Origin of the sequence: Bradyrhizobium sp. SYSU BS000235 (genome assembly GCF_049747295.1) — a bacterium.
Lineage (GTDB): Bacteria > Pseudomonadota > Alphaproteobacteria > Rhizobiales > Xanthobacteraceae > Afipia.
On record NZ_JBMHJM010000001.1, the window covers coordinates 677701 to 698149 of the forward strand.

A 20449-nucleotide genomic window follows, 5' to 3' on the forward strand; every position below is an offset into this window, starting at 1 on the left:
TCCCGAGCCAAACCTTTTCCCGAGCCAAGCCTTTTCCCAAGCCAAGCCTTAGGCGCTTGGAGAGGCGACGCCGCGGCAATGAAAGCCGACCGGCTTGGGCGTGCGTGGCAGATAGAAGCGCTCAATCTCCCCGATCTGAAAGCCTGCGCCTGCGAGCAATCCGACCGTATCGCGGTTGAGGTTGCAGCCGCACGCAAGCACGTTCCAGATCGGATTGAGACGGTCCTGCCAACGTATGACGGATGCATTGTCTGCCTTGCCATGCTCGCAGAATATCAATGTGCCGTCCGGTTTGAGGACCCGGCGAATTTCACGCAACGCCTGTTGCGGATCCGAGACCGAACAGAGCGTGTAGGTCAGCACCGCAGTGTCCGCGATATTGTCGTCGAGTGGGATCTTCTCCGCCGGCGCCTGGATCAACTCCAACGGGACCCGCGCATTGTTGCTACGTTCCTTGCCAAGCGCCAGGAAGCCCTCACCAGGATCGACGCCGATCACACGCTTGACCTTCGAGGGATCATAGTGCGGCAGGTTGAGGCCTGAGCCGATCCCGACTTCGAGCACGACACCGTGCGCTTTCGGAAGCACAAGGCGCCGCTGCTCAGTCACGTCTTCCAGCGAGCACAGGCAACTCACGATGCGCGGCCCGACGTATCGATCGTAGAAACCCATCGCAGTCCTCTCCGGTTGGGACGACGGGCAGATTAAATCATGCAGGACCGAATTTATGTGACACGATGACGCGAGCGCGATCAATTCACGCCGAGCTTCTTCTGCAGACTCGACGATGAGGTCGTGTATTGGAACACCAGCCGCTTGTCCGGGTAGACGTAGCGATGCGCCTTTTGCGCCATCAACGCTCCCTCATGGAAGCCGGACAAGATGAGCTTCAGCTTGCCGGGATAAGTGTTGATGTCGCCGATGGCAAAGATACCCGGCACGTTGGTCTCGAACGCTTCGGTATCCACCGGAATGAGATTGTTCTCGAGCTTCACGCCCCAGTCGGCGATCGGACCGAGCTTCATCGTCAATCCGAAAAACGGCAGTATGGTATTGCAATCGACTTTCGTGATCTCGTTGTCATTGCCCTTCACCAGCGCGGCCGACAGCACCCCGTCTTGGCCTTCGAGCTCGGTGACCTGCCCGATCTTCAGATCCATCTTGCCGGCGGCAACCAGCGCACGCATCTGCTCGACGCTATGGGGGGCTGCGCGGAAATCGTCACGGCGGTGAAGCAGCGTCACGCGCCGCGCGATCGGCTGCAGGTTGAGCGTCCAATCAAGCGCGGAGTCGCCACCGCCGACGATCAGCAGGTCCTTGCCGCGAAACTGTTCCATCTTGCGTACGGCGTAGAACACCGACGTGCCTTCATAGGCTTCAATGCCGGGCACCGGCGGTCGCTTCGGCTGGAACGATCCGCCCCCAGCCGAGATCACCACCACTTTGGCTTCAAACACCTGCCCTGCATCGGTGGTGACACGGAACAACGGATCACCAATCTTTTCGATGCTCTCGACCATCTCGTTGAGATGAAACGTCGGATTGAACGGCTTGATCTGCTCCATCAGGGATTCGGTCAGCCCCTGCCCTGTGACCATCGGGATGCCCGGAATGTCGTAGATCGGCTTCTCGGGATAAAGCTCCGCGCATTGGCCACCCAGCTTGTCGAGAATATCGATCAGGTGCACTTTCATATCGAGCAGCCCCAATTCGAAAACGGCGAACAGCCCGCATGGGCCAGCGCCGATGATCAGGACGTCGGTTTTGATCGTGTCAGTCATGCGCATTCTTCATTGGTTGAGGGGTGTTCGGGACGCAAGGATGCGAAAAACACCCGGTTTTCATCGATTTGTCTAGCCAAGACGACACCTTGGGGAAAGGAATAATTGGAGCGGATGGGCGCTATAACGCCTTGTGAGACCCTGACATTTCCCTGTATGGGGCTGGGATCCTGGAGACCCCATTGTGAACGCACCGATCCACCCTGTCCCCACTTTCCGCCTGGAAGACTATCCGTTCCGCATCGATGACAATGTGCGTTTTGCAGACCTCGATCCTCAGCATCACGTCAACAACGCAGTCTATGCGAGCTATTTCGAAACCGGACGGGTCACGCTGATCCGCAATCCGGCCTATGGCCTGATGCCGGAAGGGTTCAGCTGGGTGCTGGGCCATCTGGCCATCGACTTTCGCGCGGAAGTCCGCTGGCCTGGAACAATCGAAATGGGCCTTGGCGTCAGCCGGATCGGCAAGACGTCCGTTTCCTACCGGCAGGTGGTGTTTTCCGAAGGGAAATGCGCGGCATCCGCCGAAGCGGTGACGGTCTTGCTGGACGCCGACACCCGTAAGCCGGCTCCGCTGCCTGCCGAGATCATCGAGAAATTTCAGCCCTGGATGCTGCGCGGGGCGTGACCGCCCGGGACGGCCATAATTTGTAAGGCTCGTCCGCGGAGAATCTGGCAAACGCTGCGGACAAGCACCGTAACGTGGTGTAAGGTTCTCCTCCGTGTGTGATCGTCGCTGGTGCGATGGGCAATGATTAATTTCTCCACCGACGATTTTCGGCCCCATGAGCGTTTCGACCACTGGTGCGAGGTGCGCGCCCGCAACCTGTTTGGCGTCACGATCTCGCTCGATCCCAGGCATAGAGCCCACTTTCGAGGACGTTTTTCTGCCGTCTCCGTGAGCGACTCGATTCTGTCGAACATGCGGGCCAGTCCCTACCTGGTGTCCAGGGGCGCCGGGGACATTTCACGCACCTCCAGCGACAGCCTTTGCATCTACCAGCAGACTGGTGGGGCAAGCTGGTTCAACAGCAAAGGCGAAGGTGAATTCACGATAGCTGCGGGCGAGTTGGCCATCAGCCACTCGGACCTGCCTTATACGACAGCGCCAACCACGGCTCATGGTTTCGACCTCCGCATCCTGAAAATTCCGTTGGCCGGCCGCGAGATGTTCGCGCGTCCGGCGCGGGGACTGCCGCCGGCACTGCTGCGCGATAACCCGCGTCTGAAAATGGCAATCGCGGCATCGCTGGCCGCACTTGCCGCGAGCGCAACTGAAAATCCCGACGCCGACTTCGATCAGGATGTCGGTCACCTGGCGCAGCTGGCACTGTTGGCGCGCAACCGCGTTGCGCCCGGATCGCCGGAAAGCCGCGCGGCATTGCGTTCCGGGGTTCTGAAGGCGGCGACCAGTGTGCTCGCGCAAAACCTGCATCGTCCAGGTTTGTCACCGCTCGCGGTTGCGACTGAACTCGGGATTTCCGTCCGGCAACTGCATCTTCTGTTCGAACCAACGGGGCGCAGCTTTGCGCGGACGTTGATGGCGCTGCGGCTTACGGAAGCGAGGCGCGTGATGCTGGGCGTAATGTCCACGCGGCCTGTTGCCGACGTCGCCTATGCCTGCGGCTTTGACAGCATGGCGACGTTCTACCGTGTCTTCCGCCAAACCTACGGCATGACACCCAATGAATTGCGAGCCGAGAAAATCGCCGCCGATGTGACGCTGTGAAGGTCGCGTAATTACGCCTGGCGTTCCGGCGTCGTGAGAACGAGACCGTCAAGCTCTTCGGTCACCTTGATCTGGCACGACAGCCGCGAGTTCGGGCGTACATCGAAACCAAAATCGAGCATGTCTTCTTCCATCGGCGTCGGAGCGCCGACCTTCTCGCGCCAGGCTTCATCGACGTAGACATGGCACGTCGCACAAGCACAGGCACCGCCGCATTCGGCTTCAATCCCGGGAACAGCATTGCGGATCGCAGCTTCCATCACGGTCGCGCCGGCCTCGACGTCAACGGTACGGGTGGTGCCTGCGTGATCGGTGAAGTTGATCTTGACCATGATTGCTCGTGCTGCGCGGGAAAAAAGAGGATGGAGCAGTCGTATACCGGGTCAATCTCCCGGACGCCAGTGGTCCGATCCTATCGTTCGAACAGCGATTCGCTGCAAACAGGAGACTGACGTTAAATCCACTCTACTCGCGCAGGGGATATCTGAAGACCGATTTCGACCTCAGGAACGGTTCAGCATCCGGTCGATCGTCGCCCGCGCCTCTGCGACCGCATCCTGCAAGCTGGAAAGAGCATAGGAGAGATCGCCGTTGTTCCGCATGGCAGTTTCAAGCCCCAGGGCAGCGTCAGCCACCCGGAAAGCGCCAATCGCACGCGCGGATCCTTTCAAGGTGTGGGCGAGTGCCGCGGCATCCACAGGCATTGATGCCAGACGCGCGATCAGGTCGTGACTCTGTGCCGAGAAAAGTGCGAGGACTTCTATTTCGAGATCAGGCTCACCGAGCGTCATGCGCCCGAGATGTTGGACATCGATCGGCGAATCCTCGGGAACCAGCGGAGGCGATGGCATCCAGTTCAGGCGCTCCATATGAGGCGACATGGTAACCCCGGAAATCACACGCGGCTCTCGGACCGTCCGATGCCGGGAATCATCGTGAGACAATCACAGTAATGGTTAACGGAACGTTTCAGTCGATCGCCGCTATTTCGCCGTTTTTGCGCCACTTTTTCGCCCGGATCGGGCTCAGGGAGGCGCAAATTACAAGAAGCTGGAGCGGGTTACGGCCGTTGGCGTTAACGATGATTAAAATGTTCTTAATTCCTGCCATTTCATTCGACCGGCCGAGCCAATAGGATGTTTGGGGAAATACGGGACAAGCGGGACAGTCGGCGAATTCAACTTTCGCGTTGATCGGAAGTATCGGGGCAACATTCGGGACGAGCGACCGGCCGCGACCTGCGGCGTGCCCTCGAATGAGTAAAAACAAGGGCGTAGACGGCACATGGCAAAAAATCCGAAGGTCAAGGACCCAACCGAAGTTGCGCTCTCGGCGATTCAGGATGCCCTGAATATCAATGATCCCTCACCGAATAATGACGGCCGGGACGATATCGCGCGGGGCCCTTCCTTCGGTGCGTCGGACCTCGATGTACGTGGCCCCGAAACGCGCGGTCCTGAGCAGTCCCGTTTCGACACACATCCCGCCAACGACGACCGCGAAGCGATCGGCTCGCTTCTCCAGACCATTCAACGCGGCCGTCCCCGCCGTAACGCCTATACATTGGCGATGGTGTTTGCCGCGCTGTGGATCGTCGGCGCCGGCTTCCTGACATACACTTTCATGCCCGCGCTCGAATCCATCGTCGGTCAGAGCGGCGGCGTTCTTGCGATCGTCGGCCTCGCTGCCGTGTTCGTCGCCCCTCTGGTGCTGTTCTATTCGCTCGCCAGCATTGCCTGGCGCAGTCAGGAACTGAGCATGATCGCGGAGTCGATGGCGCAGATGGCCGTCCGCTTCTCCGAGCCCGAGCACGTCGCGAGCAGCGCCATGGTCACTGTGGGTCAGGCCATTCGCCGCGAGGTCGCGGCGATGGGTGACGGCGTGGAGCGCGCGATCGCACGCGCCGGCGAACTCGAAGCCCTGGTCGCCAACGAAGTTTCTTCGCTCGAACGCGCCTACAGCGACAACGAAGTGCGTATGCGCGCCCTGCTCCAAGATATCGCGGTTCAGCGCGACAACCTCGTCGGTCAGGCCGAGCAGGTCCGCAATGCCATCTCCGGCGTGCAGATCGACCTGCGCCAGGATATCGCGCTGATCAGTGACGCGATCGCCGCACGCGTCGATGAGGTCGCACAGAGCATCACCGGTGCGCTCGAGGAACGTAGCGAACATATCACGCGTGCGCTTAGCAACGCCGGCGATACCGTGATCGTTGCCCTTGGCGAACGTGGCGGCGACCTGCTCGACCGTCTTGAAGAAACCAGCACTCAGACTGCCGCCAGCGTGCTCGACGCCAGCGAGCGGCTGACCGCCAGCCTCAATTTCAAGACCGGCCACGTCCACGATGAATTCGCTGACCTCGCCGACCGTGTCCATGACATGCTCAACGAGCGCATCGACAAGATGACCGCCGAGTTCGAAGAGCGCTCGGAGTCGCTCGTCGAGAGCATCACCACGCGGACGGAAGACATCATCGCCAACGTGTCGGACCGCGCCGAGAAGATTTACGACGCCCTCAAGACATCCAGCGACTCCCTGCTGGTCGAACTCGACCTGCGCGGCGACGACCTCGCGGCCAAGCTCGACGACGCAGGCAACCGTCTTGCTCAGCACGTCCTCGAGAGCGGCGACAAAGCCAGCGAGACGCTGGACGTTTCGGTCAACTCGCTTGTCGAGAAAGTCGTCGGTCACACCGAGAGCATGCACGAGACGCTCAGCAGCCAGATCAACTCGTTCGAAGGACTCGTCCGCGAACAGGGTGCTGAGCTCGCGGAGAAGTTCGCCCGCGATAGCGGCACGCTCGGCGCCCTCATTACCCGTCACGTTGCGGAATTCGACCGCACCGTCAAAACCTACGGCGGCGAGATCGTCGAGCGTATGGGTCAGCATACGCAGGGCATCGCCGACAGCCTGAAGGGCTACGTCGACACGTTCGATACCCGCGTCACGGAGCATGGCGAAAAACTCCACACCCGGCTTGATGAAAGCCTGTCCAACTTCCAGACCGTGGTCGAGACGCGCGTCTCGACCCTCGACGAGTCGTTCTCGTCCAAGGTCACCCAACTCGACCAGACCGTCGCGGGCAGCCTCAAGGCCGTCGAAGAAACCTTCGACACCCGCGCGACGGCGTTTGCCGAAACCATCGGCTCGAAGGCCGCCGGATTTACCGACACCCTCGAAACCCGTACGGCTGCGTTCACCGCGACCATCGACCAGCAGGCATCGACGTTCGCAGACACTATTGATAACCGGACCACGGCATTCACCGAGACCATCGAACGTCAGTCCTCCGCATTCGCGCAGACGATCGATAGCCGCACGACCGGTTTCACCAGCACGATCGATGGTCGCACCGCCGCGTTCACCGAAATCGTCGACGGCCGCACCCTCGCCTTCACTGAGGTCATGGATGGCCGTACCGCGGCATTCAAGAACGCCATCGACTCGCGCACTGCGGCCGTGACTGAGAAGATCGAGAGCGGCACCGCTGCGTTTACGGACGTGGTCGACGCCCGTACCGCTGCCATCACCGAGAAGCTCGAAGGCGGCACCGCCGCGTTTGCTGAGGCAGTCGATACCCGCACCGCTGCCGTGGTCCACGCCCTCGATAGCCGCACCGCCGCGTTTACCGCGATCGTCGATGCGCGCACCGAGGCCATGACGGACACGTTCGACGTCCGCACCGCCGCGTTGACGACGATCGTCGACGCCCGCACCGCCGCCATCGCCGAGACCTTCGACAACCGCACCATCTCGTTTGCGAACATGGTCGAAGCACGCACCGCGGCAATCACCGAGACACTGGACGAGCGCACGACGACGCTTGCCAATGTCGCCGACTACCGTACCCAGGCGATCATCGACTCGTTCGAGCAGCGCGCCGTCGCGTTCACGGACGCTGTCGCAAATCGCTCTTCCATCATCGCTGACACGATCGATGGTCGTGCGGCACAGCTGACCGGTGCAATGAGCGTGCATGCCAACAGCATCACGACTGCAATGACCAGCCACGTTGAAAACGTCACGGGAGCCCTGAGTTCGCATTTCGACGGTATCGCCGGCCAGATGAACGAGCGCGTATCGGAGATCCAGAATGGTCTCGAATACCGCATCGGCTCGGTCACGACCGATATCGGCGCTCGCATCCTCCAGTTCGAAACGCTGCTGGATACCCGCGTCGAAGCCGCAGCGAACCGGGTCACCTTCAACGGACAGAATGCAGCCGATCTGCTGGTCTCCCGTGCGGAAGAAATGACAAGCGCGATCAAGGTCCGCGTCGAGGAAGCCGAACGCGCCCTCACCACCCTGATGACCTCCACCACCGAAACGGTTCAGGGCGGCGCCCGCACCGCGCAACAGTCGCTGATCAGCCTCTCCGGCGAGGTCAGTGCGCAGCTGAAGAGCGTGTCCGGCGAAGTCGGTACACACCTGCGGGGCATCTCGGGCGAAGTGAGCTCGCAACTCAAGACCGTCTCAGGCGAAGTGGGTTCGCAGCTGAAGACCGTCTCGGGCGAAGTGCATGCACAGCTCAAGAACGCTTCGAACGAACTGGAGCGCAGCATCCAGACCACCGCGCGCGAAGCGGAAAGCACCATCATTACCGCGTCGACCACCGCGACCAGCCAGGTCAAGACGGCCTCCGCGGAAATCGAGCGCACCATCGTGGTTTCCACCGATCGCTTCGGCTCGACGCTGAACGGCAAGGTCGAGGCGATTACCGATGGCGTGCGTGCCCGCACCGAACAGCTCGCCCAGCTGGTCGACAGCAAGCGCGGCGCATTGGTCGATGCCCTTGCACTGAAGGCCGAGGATATCTCGTCCGTCATCCATAACGCAGCCGAGTCCGCGCTGAAGTCCATCGAGAACCAGGGCGGTGCTTTCACCGTCGCGATGATGAACAGCAGCTCCGACCTCGCCCGCCAGATCAACACCGCGAGCGAAATCGCGATCGGCGCCGTCAACAAGTCGCTGAAGGATCTCGAGCAGACATCGCGTTCGTCGATCGACCAGTCGCGCCAGGTGGCGACCGCCACCATCACCGAGCTGCAGGACACCAGCAAGATCCTGCGGACTGACACCCTTGCGCTGTTCGAGCGGCTGCGTGAAGGCAACATCCTGCTGCAGGAAGTGCTCACGGGCGCCCACGAGAACCTCAACTCGCTCGAGCGGACCCTCGTCACGCGCGTTGCCGAATTCGTCTCGACGATGAATGACGTCACCGCCCGCAACGGCGAGTCCACCGGTGCACTGGAACAGCAGCTCAGCCTGTTCAACGCCAAGACGGCAGGCGCATTGGAGAACCTCTCTTCCCTCGCCTCGCAGTTCGACAGCCATGGCCATTCGCTCATGGAAGCTGCGCGCATGGTCGAGCACAGCAATGGCCGCGCCAGCGATTCGCTCTCCGAGCGCAACGCGATGCTGGAACAGCTTGTGGCAACCATCGACCTGCGTACCTACGACCTCGACGAACGTCTGTCGCGCTTCACCAGACTATTGGACGACTCGCTGGTGGCCGCTGAAGCGCGGGCCCGCGATATCGCCCAGGTGGTCGCGCAGACCGCAGGAACCAGTGCGACCGAAATCGGCCGTCAGTTCGAAGCGGTCCGCTCCGCAGTCGAAGGCGAACGCCGTCAGACGTCGGAAGCCATGGCTGAACTGTACGAACAGGGCACTCGCGAAGCGGATGCCATGTTCCGTCAGGCCGCCGACAAGTTCGCTTCGATCGTGCACAGCATGAAGCAGATGGCGTCCGACCTGCACAGCGAACTCGACTCGACCCGCACCGAACTGCGCCGCGGCGTACTCGAGGTGCCGCAGGAGGCAGCCGAAAGCACCGCGCAGATGCGCAAGGTCATCGTCGATCAGATCGAGGCGCTGGCCGAACTCAATCGCATCGTCGCACGCCATGGCAAAGGTCTGGATGTCGCGACCACAACCAGCCGTTCCAGCCAGCGCGAGGACGAACTGATGGTGGCGGCGTCCAACGTCCGCAACGAGAGCATCTCGCGTCCGGCCCCCACGCCAGCGCCGCCTCCTCGTCCGCGCGATGTCACCAGCGCGTCGAGCTTGCCGCTCCCGGACCTCGGCGGACCGGCCCCTGCGCCACGCCGCACCGAACCACCGGCCGTCGGTCCGACTGCGGGCGACAACGGTCGCGATGGATGGCTGACCGAACTGCTGAACCGTTCCGACTCCGATGACGGTTCGCGCAGCCGCGGCCCGGCGCCATCATCCCGTCCCGCGAGCAACCCGCTCGAGGCACTGTCGCTCGACATCGGCCGATTGCTCGATCGCGACCTCGCCGTCGAGATGTGGGATCGCTATCAGCGCGGCGAGCGCAAGGCGTTCTCGAAGCGGCTCTACACGCCCGCAGGCCAGAAGGCCTTCGACGAAGTCGCACGCAAGTATCGCGCCGATCGCAACTTCAAACAGACGGTCGACCGTTACATCAACGAGTTCGAGCGCCTGCTCGACGAAGTTTCGCGTGATGAGCGTGGACCGGCAGCGCTGCGCAACCATCTCGTCTCGGAAACTGGTCTGGTCTACACCCTGCTCGCTCACGCCGCCGGACGGCTTGGATAATTTTCCGCAAGCAAGCGGACGGAAAAAAACGGAGGCTTCACAGCCTCCGTTTTTTATTTGCAGAATGGCTCAATCATCGGTGGCGACGCCTCGATCAGATCAACGACGACCTACTTCGAAACGAGATGTTTCGTCGGTGTAACAGTTGATTTGGGCGCCTCTGGCGAAATCGCAAACGTCAGCCAGACGTTCCAGCCCGACGGACGATTGGCGGCATCGAACTCGCCATAGCCTTTGAGGTTCACGTAGCCCTGCATATCCCCCACCGGGAACAAATATCCAATCTGAGGGCCGATGCCGAGAACCCGTGATTTGAAGCCACCGAACTGCGGGTTGCCGCCGGTGTCATCGGTAACCTGCTGATACGCATAGCCGACAAGACCAGCAAAGAGCTGCTTGGAGAAGAAGTGCGACGCCCCCCAGTCGAAATGAAAGTCGACACCGTTTTGATATTGCGTCGAAGGATTCTTGAAGTTGTAGGTGAAGCCGCCAACACCTGAGAACTCAAGGCCGGTCGCCGGATTGAGATAGGTGTAGCCAGCACCGAAATCGATCGCGCCGTGGCCGATGCCGATATTGGAAAGCCGCATGGAGTCATAGGACCCGACCGGGATATCACCGGTGCCATAGACCATGTAGTTGTGAACGCCGTCGTGCCAGCGCAGCGATGCCATCGGATAAAGGTCGCCAACAGAGACCGTTCTGTCGCTGAGAATGCCGCTTCGCGTCGCGGTGAACGGACCAACGGAAGCTGTCAAGGTACCGGCAAGGCTGGTCGGCGTCTGACCGAAGATACCGAGCATACTGACCGCGAACTGGCCACCGAGCACTGGTGTCGCAAAGGTATAGGTCGGTGTCATGAAAGCCAAGTCGCCGCGGCCATTCACAGTGAGGTCCAGATTGACATTAGCCGTTCGGTTCACCTGTCCGATTGAAACCTGTCGCGCGGCCGCGACGTTGCCCGAGGCCTCCACGCTGGTGTGATAGTACACCGTGCCCATGGACCAGCCCGGCACCTGCGGCGCGGCCGCAAGACTTCCGAACAGGCCGGGAACCCAGAACGAGATTCCGTTTTCATCGGCGCGTGAAGGTTCAGCACATAAGGTGAGAGCGGCGGCAGTCGTCGTGCATAACGCGATCCTGCGGATCGCAGGCTGAGTGACGGTCATTGCAGAAACTCCCCAAGCTCAGAGCGAATTCTTCAAGACACTTGCACTGTAAGACTGACTTATGACCCCTCCCCATCCGGCGGTAATTTCGGATGTTCTTCAGACTCAAAGCTTAGGTTGCCGCAATCTTGGCTGCAACAGGCGTCGCCATGAACTCGCTCTTTAGATCGTTTCCGGCGGAAAAAGTTTAAAGGTGTGACATCAATGCGAGGACATATGTCGCTGGCAACTGATGATGGACCTTGCTGAGTGAAAGATCGATACGAGCTACGGTCTGCGGAGCCACTTCAATTCTCTTTACAAACTCAACTGATTGTTCGCTTGCGGCTCGTCTTTCTAAGAGAAGCCGTAACCAGTAACGCCCTGATATAGATAGAAGTGGTCAGAGTGCTGACCCTTAGGAGATCCGTTATTTTTCGGGAAAGAGCAGCGACAATTCGGCCCGCAATTGCCAGTTCGGCGCGCCATCCGGTCTAATTGCGTTGTAATAACCGGAGATATACGCACTCACTGGCTGTTCACCTAGCCTGAACACGCGACCAATGCCGCCGCCAATCGGTACAGTCCACCGCTGATCCGATGCCGCCAACCAGTTCGCAGTAATAACTGGTGAGGTCGTCAGGAACCACCCGTGCGCCATGTTGTAATTGATAAACGGCTGCGCAAGAAATTGATTCACGTTCGTGCGCAACGGATTGCCGCCGACTGACCACTGGTTGTTGACCAAAACGCCGATCACCCAATGTCCCGGTGTTGTTAACAAGACGGCCGTCGGACCGAGCAGCACTTTCCCCTGTCCAAGGATAGGATCGCTCGCGGATGGAATCGTAAAGACCGGACCGAGGCCCCAGATCAGACTGCCCGGATGGGTGGGTGAGAAAAAGAACTGCTGAGTGATGTCACCAATGCCGTTCGTGTTGCTGTTAAGAATCGGGCTGGGTTGACTGATCAAGGGAATGATCGTGCGCGAGATCAAGTTCCAGTCTGCGTTGATATGCAGCGGCACGACCGGCTGAATGTTCAGAACTTCCTGGGTGCGGTTGAACGGCCCGGCGTTGAAGTTCGTGTTGCTTTGGAACGGAACACTGACGAGATCGGCGATCGGGTTCTGCGATTTCTTCGCCAGGTCTTCGTCCGCGGGTTTTGCAGAACTAGTAACGTCCGTGTGTTTGGCTCTCTCAGAGCCGCCGCTCTCGAATTTGTAGTTTGCACCGAACTTGACCATTTGAAGGTCGCGGTTCAACTGGATTGGCGGAGCCGTAGCCGAGGTCCAGTTCCCCAGCCCAATGAAATCGTATTCGAGTTTAAGCGTCCAATGCGGTTTGAACCCGTACTCGACACCCACTCCAGCCAGCCAACCTGAGTTGGTGTTGGACCCCTGCCAAGTGACGCCGGGAAAGTTCAACGAGGCATTGCTGTGCACCCAGCCACCACCGAATTTGCCGTACAGAAGCCAATTATCCTCCACGAGGCCAATGCGGCCTGCCACCGTTCCAATCCAGTTTTGGCTCACCGAGCCGAGCGTCGGTGTCGGAAGCGCGGGATGAGCAAATGTCGCCCCACCGAACTCACCTTCCACGCCAAACAAAAGATGACCGGCCTGGAAATTGTACCCGGCCTGAACACCGCCAATGAATTCGGTGAGGCCGCCATAGAAATTGTTGCCGGGAATGTTCAAGCTGCCGCCGGCCCACGCCCCGCCGAGATTTGCCCCGAGATAAAATCCCGACCAATTGTAAGGCAGTGCGGGAGGCGGCGGAGCCTTCACCGGCATGTCCGCGGCACGTGCTGTAGGACTCGCACAGACTGCAAGGAGAGCAACGGTTGCAAGGAACGACTTCATGACACCCCCTAAAGAAAAAGGGTAACAATGCTGCCAGTTCTTCCCGATGATGCTTCATTCAACTACAAGGCATTGCCTTTGGCTGTCTCTCACGCGACACACCCGACGAAAATCTCGATCCGTCAGGTTAGTTATCGCGCACGATGATAAAACAGACAGGAAGGCGTTCGACGAAGTTGCGCGTTTTTAGCATGAGGGTGGAAGCGCCCTATGCTGCGAAGAACAGTCAGCATTACGGACAAGGAATCCCCGAGCGCTGGCAGACAACATCAGCAGCAGACGAACGCTTCGTCGTGCTTATCGCCGCCGCGCGTTGGCGTCGTTCGGACTTGCCGGGCGTTGATCGTTGTTGCTCGACCCGAATAGCACGCGGGTCGGATTGCGGTCGAAGTTATTCACGGCGCGGCTGATATCGGCCAGCGTGCGGCGGCTGTCGCCGATCAGGACGCGACCGTCACTGATCAGGCCGGCAGAACGCTTGTCGAGATTCTCGGCCAGTTCGCGGAACGACTTGGCGGCGAGCTGCAACTCACCCTCTTTGCCGTCCTTGCTACCCATCAGCGCATCGACGCCGGCCATGATGCTGTCGATGCGTGCGCTGTTGCTGGCGAGACTCTTGGAGAACGCCTCGAGATTGCCCATGCTGACGCGCAGTGCTTCCTGGTTGTCGGTGACCAGCTTGTTGACGTTCTGCAGCGTGGCGCGCACGGCTTCGCCGATGTCCTGAATTGCGTTGGGATCTGCCGTCAATGTCGGCACGCCGTCGTCGGCCACTGGCACACCGCCTGCTTCGATCGAGCCGCCCTTCAGCGATATCGACGACACGCCAGTGAGACCGGCGAACTCGAGGCCGACCAGCGAGTCCTTACGGATCGGTGCTGACTTGTCGACGCTGGTGATCACCACCACGCGCTTGGGATCATCAAGCTTGATCGAGGTCACTTCGCCGATTTTGATGCCGTTGAAGTTGACGTTGCCGCCGGTCCGCAGACCCGAGGCCGCGCCCTCGAAGACAATGCGCAGCGGTGTCCGCTGGGCGGCGGCTCCAAGGTTCTGGAACCAGAAAACGAAGCCGAACGCGGCTGCTACCACAGCCAACGTAAACGCCCCGACCAGGACGAAATTCGCCTTCGTTTCCATCGACTTAACTCCAGAATCTACGCAACTACGGCCCGGGCGCGCTTGCCATGAAAATAGGCCCGCAGCCAAGGGTGCTGCGAGGCCAGCATATCGTCCATCGTGCCGACTAAAAGAACCTTGCGATCGCCCAACACTGCGATGCGATTGCAGGCTGTTTTAAGGCTGTCGAGGTCATGCGTTACCATAAAAACGGTCAGTCCCAAAGTGCGCTGCAGGGTCATGACGAGCTGGTCGAACTCTCCGGCGCTGATCGGATCGAGGCCGGACGTCGGCTCGTCGAGAAACACGATCTCGGGATCCAGAGCGAGCGCGCGTGCCAACGCAACGCGCTTGATCATGCCGCCCGACAGTTCCGACGGATAGCGCTCAGCGACCTCGGGCTTGAGACCCACCATCGCAAGCTTGGCGATCGCGATCTCGTCCAGGAGGCGCTCGGAGACCTTCATGAACTCGCGGACCGGAAACTGAATGTTCTGACGCACGTTCAGCGATGAGAACAGCGCGCCGTGCTGAAACAGCACACCCCACCGCCGCTCCACCGCACGACGCTGGTCTTCATTGGCCGCGTCCATGTCGACACCAAGCACTTCGACACGGCCGCTGAGCTTGGGGATCAGCCCGATGATGGTGCGCGTCAGCACGGATTTGCCCGCTCCCGATGCGCCGACAAAGCCGAGGATTTCACCGCGACGGACATCGAGATCGAGATGATCGAGGATCAGATTGTTGTTCAGCCTGACGGTGAGATCCCTCACCCGGATGATCGCATCGTCCGAATATGCCGCCATCGCGTGCCCTAAATATTGATCGCTGCGAAGAAGATCGCGAACACACCGTCCATGACGATCACGAAGAAGATCGATTTCACCACCGATGCCGTGGTGTGCTGGCCGAGCGACTCCGCACTGCCTTTGACCGCGGCACCTTCAACGCAGGCGACGATGCCGATCACCAGCGCCATGAACGGCGCCTTGATCATGCCGACGGCAAAGTGACTGATCGAGATTGCTTCCTTCAGGCGGGCCAGGAAGGACTCCGGCTGCACGCCGCCATACGCCCACGCCACCAAGCCACCGCCGTAGAGCGCCGCCATGCCGCCGAGGAAGGCGAGGATCGGCAAGGAGATGACCAGAGCGATGATGCGCGGCAGGATCAGAACCTCGGTCGGATCAAAGCCCATGGTGCGCAGCGCATCCACTTCCTCGCGCATCCGCATCGAACCGAGCTCGGCGGTGTAGGCGCTGCCCGAACGGCCCGCCACCATGATCGCCACCAGCAGCACGCCGATCTCGCGCAGCACCAGCACGCCGAGCATGTCGACCACGAAGACGTCGGCACCGAACTTTCGGAAATGGAAGATGCCCTGCTGGGCGATAATGCAGCCGATCAAGAAAGTGATCAGCACCACGATCGGGACGGCCCGCCAACACACCTGCTCAATGTGATGGATCAGCGAGGTGAAGCGAAAGCTCGTCGGATGCAGAAGAACACGAAAGCTGGCATTGAGGATCGCGCCCAGCATACTGAGCAGCGCGACCAATGTGCTCCCCAGTTCGGCGACGCTGCGGCCGATGGCGTCCAGCACGCTGAGAGGGCCGCGCCGTTCGCGGCGCCGGACGATGCCCGGGTTGACCTGGCGCACTTCCTCCACGAGGCTCGCGTAATTCTCCGACAGTCCAGCGATCTGCGGCTCAACGCCGCCCTGCGTGAGGCTGCGCCGCAGGCGTTCGATCAGCCACGCACCGAACGTATCCAGCCGCGATACCTGCGAGACGTCGATGACCACGCCGGGAGGACGACCTTTGAGCTTCTCGGTGCGCTCGACGATCTTCTCCAGGGCCGGTGCGTGATGGACGGTCCATTGGCCGGTCGCACGCAGCGCCAGGTTCGCCCCAACGGTCGCCTGTTCCAATGTGGGATTGCCGTTCAAAAGCCAACTCCTGCATCGATCCGTGTGTCCGGTCGATCCGGACAACCTACCATGATGCCAACAATCTGTACGGGGATGCCTTTAAGAGCCATAACTAGACCCCTCAAGCAACCCGCCTGTTCCGAATCGCATCAATTTCAATGATCACTGTGCCCTTGAAGCTTCACGCCCATATCGAGCGCTGGCCCATTGCCGGCGGCTTCACCATCAGCCGGGGGGCGAAAACAGAAGCGATTGTGATTGTGGCGGAGGTAAGTCGTGCCGGCCAGACCGGGCGTGGCGAATGCGTTCCCTACGCCCGCTATGGCGAGACCCCCGAGGGAACACTCGCGGCGATCCAGGCCATGCAGGCGGTCATCCAGGGCGGCATGGACCGGCAAACGCTCCAGCAGCGTATGCCCGCGGGGGCGGCCCGGAACGCGCTGGATTGCGCCTTGTGGGACCTGGAGGCCAAGGAAGCCGGGCAGCGGGCCTGGGACCTGATCGGTCCATCCGCCCCCCGCCCGCTCACCACGGCCTACACCATCTCGCTGGGCACGCCACAGGCCATGGCGGAAGCCACCGCCAAGGCCGCACACCGGCCGCTGCTCAAGATCAAGCTGGGTGGCGACGGCGACGAGGCGCGGATCGCCGCCGTCCGGCAAGCCGCCCCGAAATCCGAACTGATCGTTGACGCCAACGAAGCCTGGACCGAGGCCAATCTTGAACGCCACCTTGAGGCCTGCGCTGAGGCCGGTGTGACCATGATTGAACAGCCCCTCCCCGCGGGGCACGATCAGGCGTTGGCCCGGATCGCAAGGCCGGTCGCGGTCTGTGCCGACGAGAGCGTGCATGATCGTGCCTCGCTGGAAGGACTGCGCGAACGCTACGACGCCATCAACATCAAGCTCGACAAGACCGGCGGTCTCACCGAGGCGCTCGCGATGGCCGCTGCAGCCAAAGCGCTCGGCTTCGACCTCATGGTCGGGTGCATGGTGGCGACATCGCTGGCCATGGCCCCCGCCATGGTCGTCGCACAGGACGCGCGGGTGGTTGATCTCGATGGACCGCTGCTGCTGACCAAGGACCGCGACAACGGCCTGCGTTACGAGGGCAGCACGGTGTATCCGCCTGATGCGGGGTTATGGGGTTAAACGCTCATCGGAGAGCGAAGGCTGCGCATCGAGTCGACTGCGTACGACCGCCATGACAACGCCGCCGGCCAACGCCATCAGCGCCATGACGTAGTAGACGCCCTCGCCGACGCGGGCGTAGATCAGGCCGGATAAGACCATCGCCAGCGAATTGACCGCACCGATGGTGGCCACGAGATAGCCTTGTGCGCTCGCCAACAGATGATGCGGCACGCTGCGCACCAGCAGCGCGACGGTGCCGACCTGGGTGATGCCGAATGTCAGCCCGTGCAGCAATTGCACGGCCGTCAGCACGTCGATGCGCGGGTCCTGCGCCGTGATAACCCAGCGCACCACTCCACTGATGGCGCCAATGATGATGAGGATCGTGGGCGACACCGTGAAGCGCGGCGAGATGGCGAAAATCACAATCTCAGCCAACACGCCAAGCGACCAGAGCCCTGCGATGGTCAGCCCGCCGAGCCCTGCGTTCTGCCAGGTGATCGAGGCGAAGATGTAATAGGCCGCGTGGCTTGCCTGGATCAGCGCCGAGGCGCCGATGATCGACAGAAACAGCGGCTTGCGCAGCAATCCGCTGGCGCGCGTCAACGATGCCGCACCTCTGGTCGCCGCATCCAGCGGCACAAGACCGAGGCTGACGGTTGCGCTGAGGAAAGCGACGGCGACGATGGTCCAGATCAGGTTCTTCGAATCCAGGATATCGACTAGCCATCCGCAGCCCATCGCGCCGACGATGAAGGCGGCCGATCCCCACAGCCGCATCGGACCATAGTCGAGGCCGTAACGCGCTACGCCTTTCAGCGCGTAGCCATCCGTCAACGGACCGAGCGGCGTCCATGTGCAGGCGGTCAGCGAAAACACGATCAGGATCGCCAGCGGATGATGCAGCATGCCGACCGCAGTGAACCCCAGCGCCGTCACAAACGCCATCACCATCATCGTCTCGCGCAAAATCTGCCGGCGCTCGGCGAAGGCCGTCACAAACGGCAGGATAGTGAAGCGCGAAAACGACGGCACCGCCGTGATGATGCCGATCCATGACGCATCGACGCCGATGGCTTTCAGCCAGACCGGAAAAAACGGCAGATATGTTCCAACCACACCCAGCGTCGAGGCGTAAAACAGGCTGGTCCCGATCGCAAATCGACGCGCGACGGATTGCCCGGCGGGGTGCTTTTGTGATTCGCTGGTGCTCAACGTGGTTGCGATTCGCTGCTGTTCGTGCTGATCGTATCTACGCGTGTCCGCGATGTATGGACACCGGTTTTGCGTATGAATGTCTCCTGCTCAATTCCGGGTTTGCATGTCCAACACCGCTTTCGCCCTGTCGCCGATCTCCGCACGCGCCACCTCGCCGACCGAGGCCGACTTCGAAGCCATTCGCGAGGCGTTCGTCGAGACCGCGCGCGGCCGCTGGTTTCTTGAGGAATACACCAAGCGCAATCGCAACGCGGACACGGCGCTGGTGCTCGATGCCGTCGCGCGCATCGAGCGGACGCTGGTGGCCCAAAAGGAATTGAGGGCCGAAGAACCGCCGGCGCAGCCTGCGCCCGACCTCACCGAGACGCTGACTGCGATCAAGGCCATCATTGCCGCCGCCCGGCACAGCGCGGAAGCCGCGCTGTCCGATACTCGGATGGATGAGGCCCTGGCACCCACGCGCAAATGCGCCCGCGTCATCCGCGAAATCGCCTGGGGCCTGCGGGAGTCCGGTGCGGACGGCCGCATCTGCTCTCTGCTGGATTCCCAGGTCGACGCCATCAATGCCGCCTGTGATCGCATGCCGACGAGCGGCTTCCGCGATGACGTCCTTGGCGCATTTGATCTGGCGACTGTGCAGATCGATCAACTCGGTGCATCCGGAGAACAGAGCGCTGAAATCCGTCAATCCGACACAGCCTCGGTCGCCGACGAAGCGCGAAGTGCGTCAAGTGAGATCGTCGAAGAGGCATTGAACGTTTCAAGCCCCGTTTCAAATGACAACAACGCCGTCGCATTTGATGCTGCGGCGGAGAGCGCGTTGCCGGAGGATGCGTCATCAATGGACGCCGCGACGGCGTCAGCAGCCGACACGCACTCCGCTCCGTCGCAGGACACCGTCGAGACGATGGAGACCGTGACACCGGCGGCCTCGCAGTCCGACATCACCTCACAGGCTGATGCACAGGACGATGCGGTAGATCCGCCCGTGACGGCGGAAGCGACGGCTTCGGAAGCCAGTGATGGCATCACGCTGGACGAAAGCCTGTTCGATCTTTCAGCCGACTCCCCAGTGCAGGCAAGCAGCGATATTGAAACCAGTGTCGAGAAGCAGGACGTGGTTTCTGCCACGGAAATGGAGCGATCTGCCGCAATCGCGGCATCAACCGACGTGATGGTTGAAACGGCGGTAGCCGAGGAAACAGTCCAGCAAACAACACCGGAGCCCGACGTTGTGACGTCGGAGCTGGAGCAAAATCCAGCTCAATCTACGTCATCCGGCCCTTTCGCTGATGAAATCACCATCGTTCCGCAGGTCGTCGAATCCCTGGAGGCGATGGCGGATGTCGCAATCGAAGAGACTGCGTGCGACGACGCTCTCTCCGATCAGGACCAGGCCTCCGAGACCATTGAGATTGCCGCACGAGACGAACTGCCATCGGATGATGCGCCGCAGATCGCGGAAATGGCGGCGGAAGAACCAACAGAGCCTGTCGCGACTGTGGAGGCCGTAGCAGCCCCGACAGCCGCCGCAGAGCTAAGCGTGACACCGGACATGTCGTTCGCGGCGTCTTCAGAAGACGCACCACCCGTGGCGCCGAATGAGACAGCGAGCCTGTCCGCGAAAACTCTGCTGCCCGACAACATGCTGGGCGAGGCCATCGCACAAGCTGTCTATTCCACTGCGAGCATGCCTGTCGCGGCCGAGACGCCACCCACCTCTGTGGCGGACCACATGATGAGCTTCGCAGCAGGCGCGACACCTGATGCCATCGTGCCACCGGCCTCGCTAGGAGCGAGTCTGATCGCGAGCGGCATCGTGGCAAAGCCCGAGACACCACGTAACGACCCGCTCGCAGCCATCCGCCGTATGAGCCACGCCGAACGGATCGCGTTTTTCAGCTAGGCCTTGTGAGAGGTGTTAGCTGAAAAGTGCAGC

Annotated in this window: 15 protein-coding genes; 5 read left to right on the top strand and 10 right to left on the bottom strand. The window is 61.0% G+C overall.

What is annotated here, in order from left to right; translation table 11 throughout:
• Nucleotides 1–48: 48 nt before the first annotated feature.
• Entirely contained in the window at nucleotides 49–672 is a 624-nt protein-coding gene (locus tag ACP0KA_RS03130; RefSeq protein WP_424627377.1) for a class I SAM-dependent methyltransferase, read from the bottom strand.
• An 80-nt stretch (nucleotides 673–752) separates the two neighbouring features.
• The gene (locus tag ACP0KA_RS03135; RefSeq protein WP_424627378.1) at nucleotides 753–1781 is read right to left on the bottom strand and encodes an NAD(P)/FAD-dependent oxidoreductase; all 1029 of its coding nucleotides are present in this window, start codon (nucleotides 1779–1781) and stop codon (nucleotides 753–755) included.
• Between the two features lie 184 nt (nucleotides 1782–1965).
• On the opposite strand from ACP0KA_RS03135, the gene ACP0KA_RS03140 reads away from it, so the two are divergent.
• Both ACP0KA_RS03140 and ACP0KA_RS03145 read left to right on the top strand, forming a co-directional pair.
• The gene (locus ACP0KA_RS03140) at nucleotides 1966–2412 is read left to right on the top strand and encodes an acyl-CoA thioesterase (protein ID WP_424627379.1); all 447 of its coding nucleotides are present in this window, start codon (nucleotides 1966–1968) and stop codon (nucleotides 2410–2412) included.
• A gap of 123 nt (nucleotides 2413–2535) precedes the next feature.
• Nucleotides 2536–3513: an AraC family transcriptional regulator gene (locus tag ACP0KA_RS03145; RefSeq protein WP_424627380.1), complete on the top strand. Its 978-nt coding sequence runs from the start codon at nucleotides 2536–2538 to the stop codon at nucleotides 3511–3513.
• A gap of 11 nt (nucleotides 3514–3524) precedes the next feature.
• Here the strand turns inward: ACP0KA_RS03145 and ACP0KA_RS03150 are convergent, their stop codons facing one another.
• Together ACP0KA_RS03150 and ACP0KA_RS03155 are read right to left on the bottom strand one after the other, a co-directional pair.
• Nucleotides 3525–3845 carry a 2Fe-2S iron-sulfur cluster-binding protein gene (locus tag ACP0KA_RS03150; RefSeq protein ID WP_424627381.1) on the bottom strand — a complete coding sequence of 107 codons (321 nt, stop codon included), beginning with the start codon at nucleotides 3843–3845 and terminating at the stop codon, nucleotides 3525–3527.
• 171 nt (nucleotides 3846–4016) lie between these two features.
• Complete coding sequence (locus ACP0KA_RS03155; RefSeq protein WP_424627382.1) at nucleotides 4017–4394, bottom strand: Hpt domain-containing protein; 378 nt, start codon at nucleotides 4392–4394, stop codon at nucleotides 4017–4019.
• Between the two features lie 403 nt (nucleotides 4395–4797).
• On the opposite strand from ACP0KA_RS03155, the gene ACP0KA_RS03160 reads away from it, so the two are divergent.
• The gene (locus ACP0KA_RS03160) at nucleotides 4798–10095 is read left to right on the top strand and encodes a methyl-accepting chemotaxis protein (RefSeq protein WP_424627383.1); all 5298 of its coding nucleotides are present in this window, start codon (nucleotides 4798–4800) and stop codon (nucleotides 10093–10095) included.
• A 110-nt stretch (nucleotides 10096–10205) separates the two neighbouring features.
• Here the strand turns inward: ACP0KA_RS03160 and ACP0KA_RS03165 are convergent, their stop codons facing one another.
• From ACP0KA_RS03165 to ACP0KA_RS03185, 5 genes are all read right to left on the bottom strand, one after another.
• Nucleotides 10206–11264 carry a SphA family protein gene (locus ACP0KA_RS03165; RefSeq protein WP_424627384.1) on the bottom strand — a complete coding sequence of 353 codons (1059 nt, stop codon included), beginning with the start codon at nucleotides 11262–11264 and terminating at the stop codon, nucleotides 10206–10208.
• Between the two features lie 409 nt (nucleotides 11265–11673).
• Entirely contained in the window at nucleotides 11674–13107 is a 1434-nt protein-coding gene (locus tag ACP0KA_RS03170; RefSeq protein ID WP_424627385.1) for an outer membrane protein, read from the bottom strand.
• Between the two features lie 297 nt (nucleotides 13108–13404).
• Entirely contained in the window at nucleotides 13405–14247 is an 843-nt protein-coding gene (locus ACP0KA_RS03175) for an MlaD family protein (protein ID WP_424627386.1), read from the bottom strand.
• Nucleotides 14248–14264: 17 nt separating this feature from the next.
• Nucleotides 14265–15035 carry an ABC transporter ATP-binding protein gene (locus tag ACP0KA_RS03180; protein ID WP_424627387.1) on the bottom strand — a complete coding sequence of 257 codons (771 nt, stop codon included), beginning with the start codon at nucleotides 15033–15035 and terminating at the stop codon, nucleotides 14265–14267.
• Nucleotides 15036–15043: 8 nt separating this feature from the next.
• Nucleotides 15044–16177, bottom strand: coding sequence for an ABC transporter permease (locus ACP0KA_RS03185; protein WP_424627388.1), 1134 nt, complete (start codon nucleotides 16175–16177; stop codon nucleotides 15044–15046).
• Nucleotides 16178–16317: 140 nt separating this feature from the next.
• On the opposite strand from ACP0KA_RS03185, the gene dgcA reads away from it, so the two are divergent.
• A complete protein-coding gene (gene dgcA, locus ACP0KA_RS03190) occupies nucleotides 16318–17310 on the top strand; it encodes an N-acetyl-D-Glu racemase DgcA (protein ID WP_424627389.1) in 993 nt (330 codons plus the stop codon).
• On the opposite strand, the gene ACP0KA_RS03195 is transcribed toward dgcA, so the two are convergent.
• The gene (locus tag ACP0KA_RS03195; RefSeq protein ID WP_424627390.1) at nucleotides 17299–18507 is read right to left on the bottom strand and encodes an MFS transporter; all 1209 of its coding nucleotides are present in this window, start codon (nucleotides 18505–18507) and stop codon (nucleotides 17299–17301) included. The two genes, dgcA and ACP0KA_RS03195, sit on opposite strands and share 12 nt — an antisense overlap.
• A 106-nt stretch (nucleotides 18508–18613) precedes the next feature.
• Here ACP0KA_RS03195 and ACP0KA_RS03200 point away from each other — a divergent pair, with 106 nt between their 5' ends.
• On the top strand, nucleotides 18614–20416 hold the full coding sequence (locus tag ACP0KA_RS03200; protein ID WP_424627391.1) for a hypothetical protein: 1803 nt from the start codon (nucleotides 18614–18616) through the stop codon (nucleotides 20414–20416).
• Nucleotides 20417–20449: the final 33 nt, after the last annotated feature.

What these genes read in the sequence shown, in the direction of transcription:
- ACP0KA_RS03130 (WP_424627377.1), bottom strand. Translation starts at nt 672, where the DNA reads ATGGGTTTCTACGATCGATACGTCGGGCCGCGCATCGTGAGTTGCCTG.
- ACP0KA_RS03135 (WP_424627378.1), bottom strand. Translation starts at nt 1,781, where the DNA reads ATGACTGACACGATCAAAACCGACGTCCTGATCATCGGCGCTGGCCCA.
- ACP0KA_RS03145 (WP_424627380.1), top strand. Translation starts at nt 2,536, where the DNA reads ATGATTAATTTCTCCACCGACGATTTTCGGCCCCATGAGCGTTTCGAC.
- ACP0KA_RS03150 (WP_424627381.1), bottom strand. Translation starts at nt 3,845, where the DNA reads ATGGTCAAGATCAACTTCACCGATCACGCAGGCACCACCCGTACCGTT.
- ACP0KA_RS03155 (WP_424627382.1), bottom strand. Translation starts at nt 4,394, where the DNA reads ATGTCGCCTCATATGGAGCGCCTGAACTGGATGCCATCGCCTCCGCTG.
- ACP0KA_RS03160 (WP_424627383.1), top strand. Translation starts at nt 4,798, where the DNA reads ATGGCAAAAAATCCGAAGGTCAAGGACCCAACCGAAGTTGCGCTCTCG.
- ACP0KA_RS03165 (WP_424627384.1), bottom strand. Translation starts at nt 11,264, where the DNA reads ATGACCGTCACTCAGCCTGCGATCCGCAGGATCGCGTTATGCACGACG.
- ACP0KA_RS03170 (WP_424627385.1), bottom strand. Translation starts at nt 13,107, where the DNA reads ATGAAGTCGTTCCTTGCAACCGTTGCTCTCCTTGCAGTCTGTGCGAGT.
- ACP0KA_RS03175 (WP_424627386.1), bottom strand. Translation starts at nt 14,247, where the DNA reads ATGGAAACGAAGGCGAATTTCGTCCTGGTCGGGGCGTTTACGTTGGCT.
- ACP0KA_RS03180 (WP_424627387.1), bottom strand. Translation starts at nt 15,035, where the DNA reads ATGGCGGCATATTCGGACGATGCGATCATCCGGGTGAGGGATCTCACC.
- dgcA (WP_424627389.1), top strand. Translation starts at nt 16,318, where the DNA reads ATGATCACTGTGCCCTTGAAGCTTCACGCCCATATCGAGCGCTGGCCC.
- ACP0KA_RS03200 (WP_424627391.1), top strand. Translation starts at nt 18,614, where the DNA reads ATGTCCAACACCGCTTTCGCCCTGTCGCCGATCTCCGCACGCGCCACC.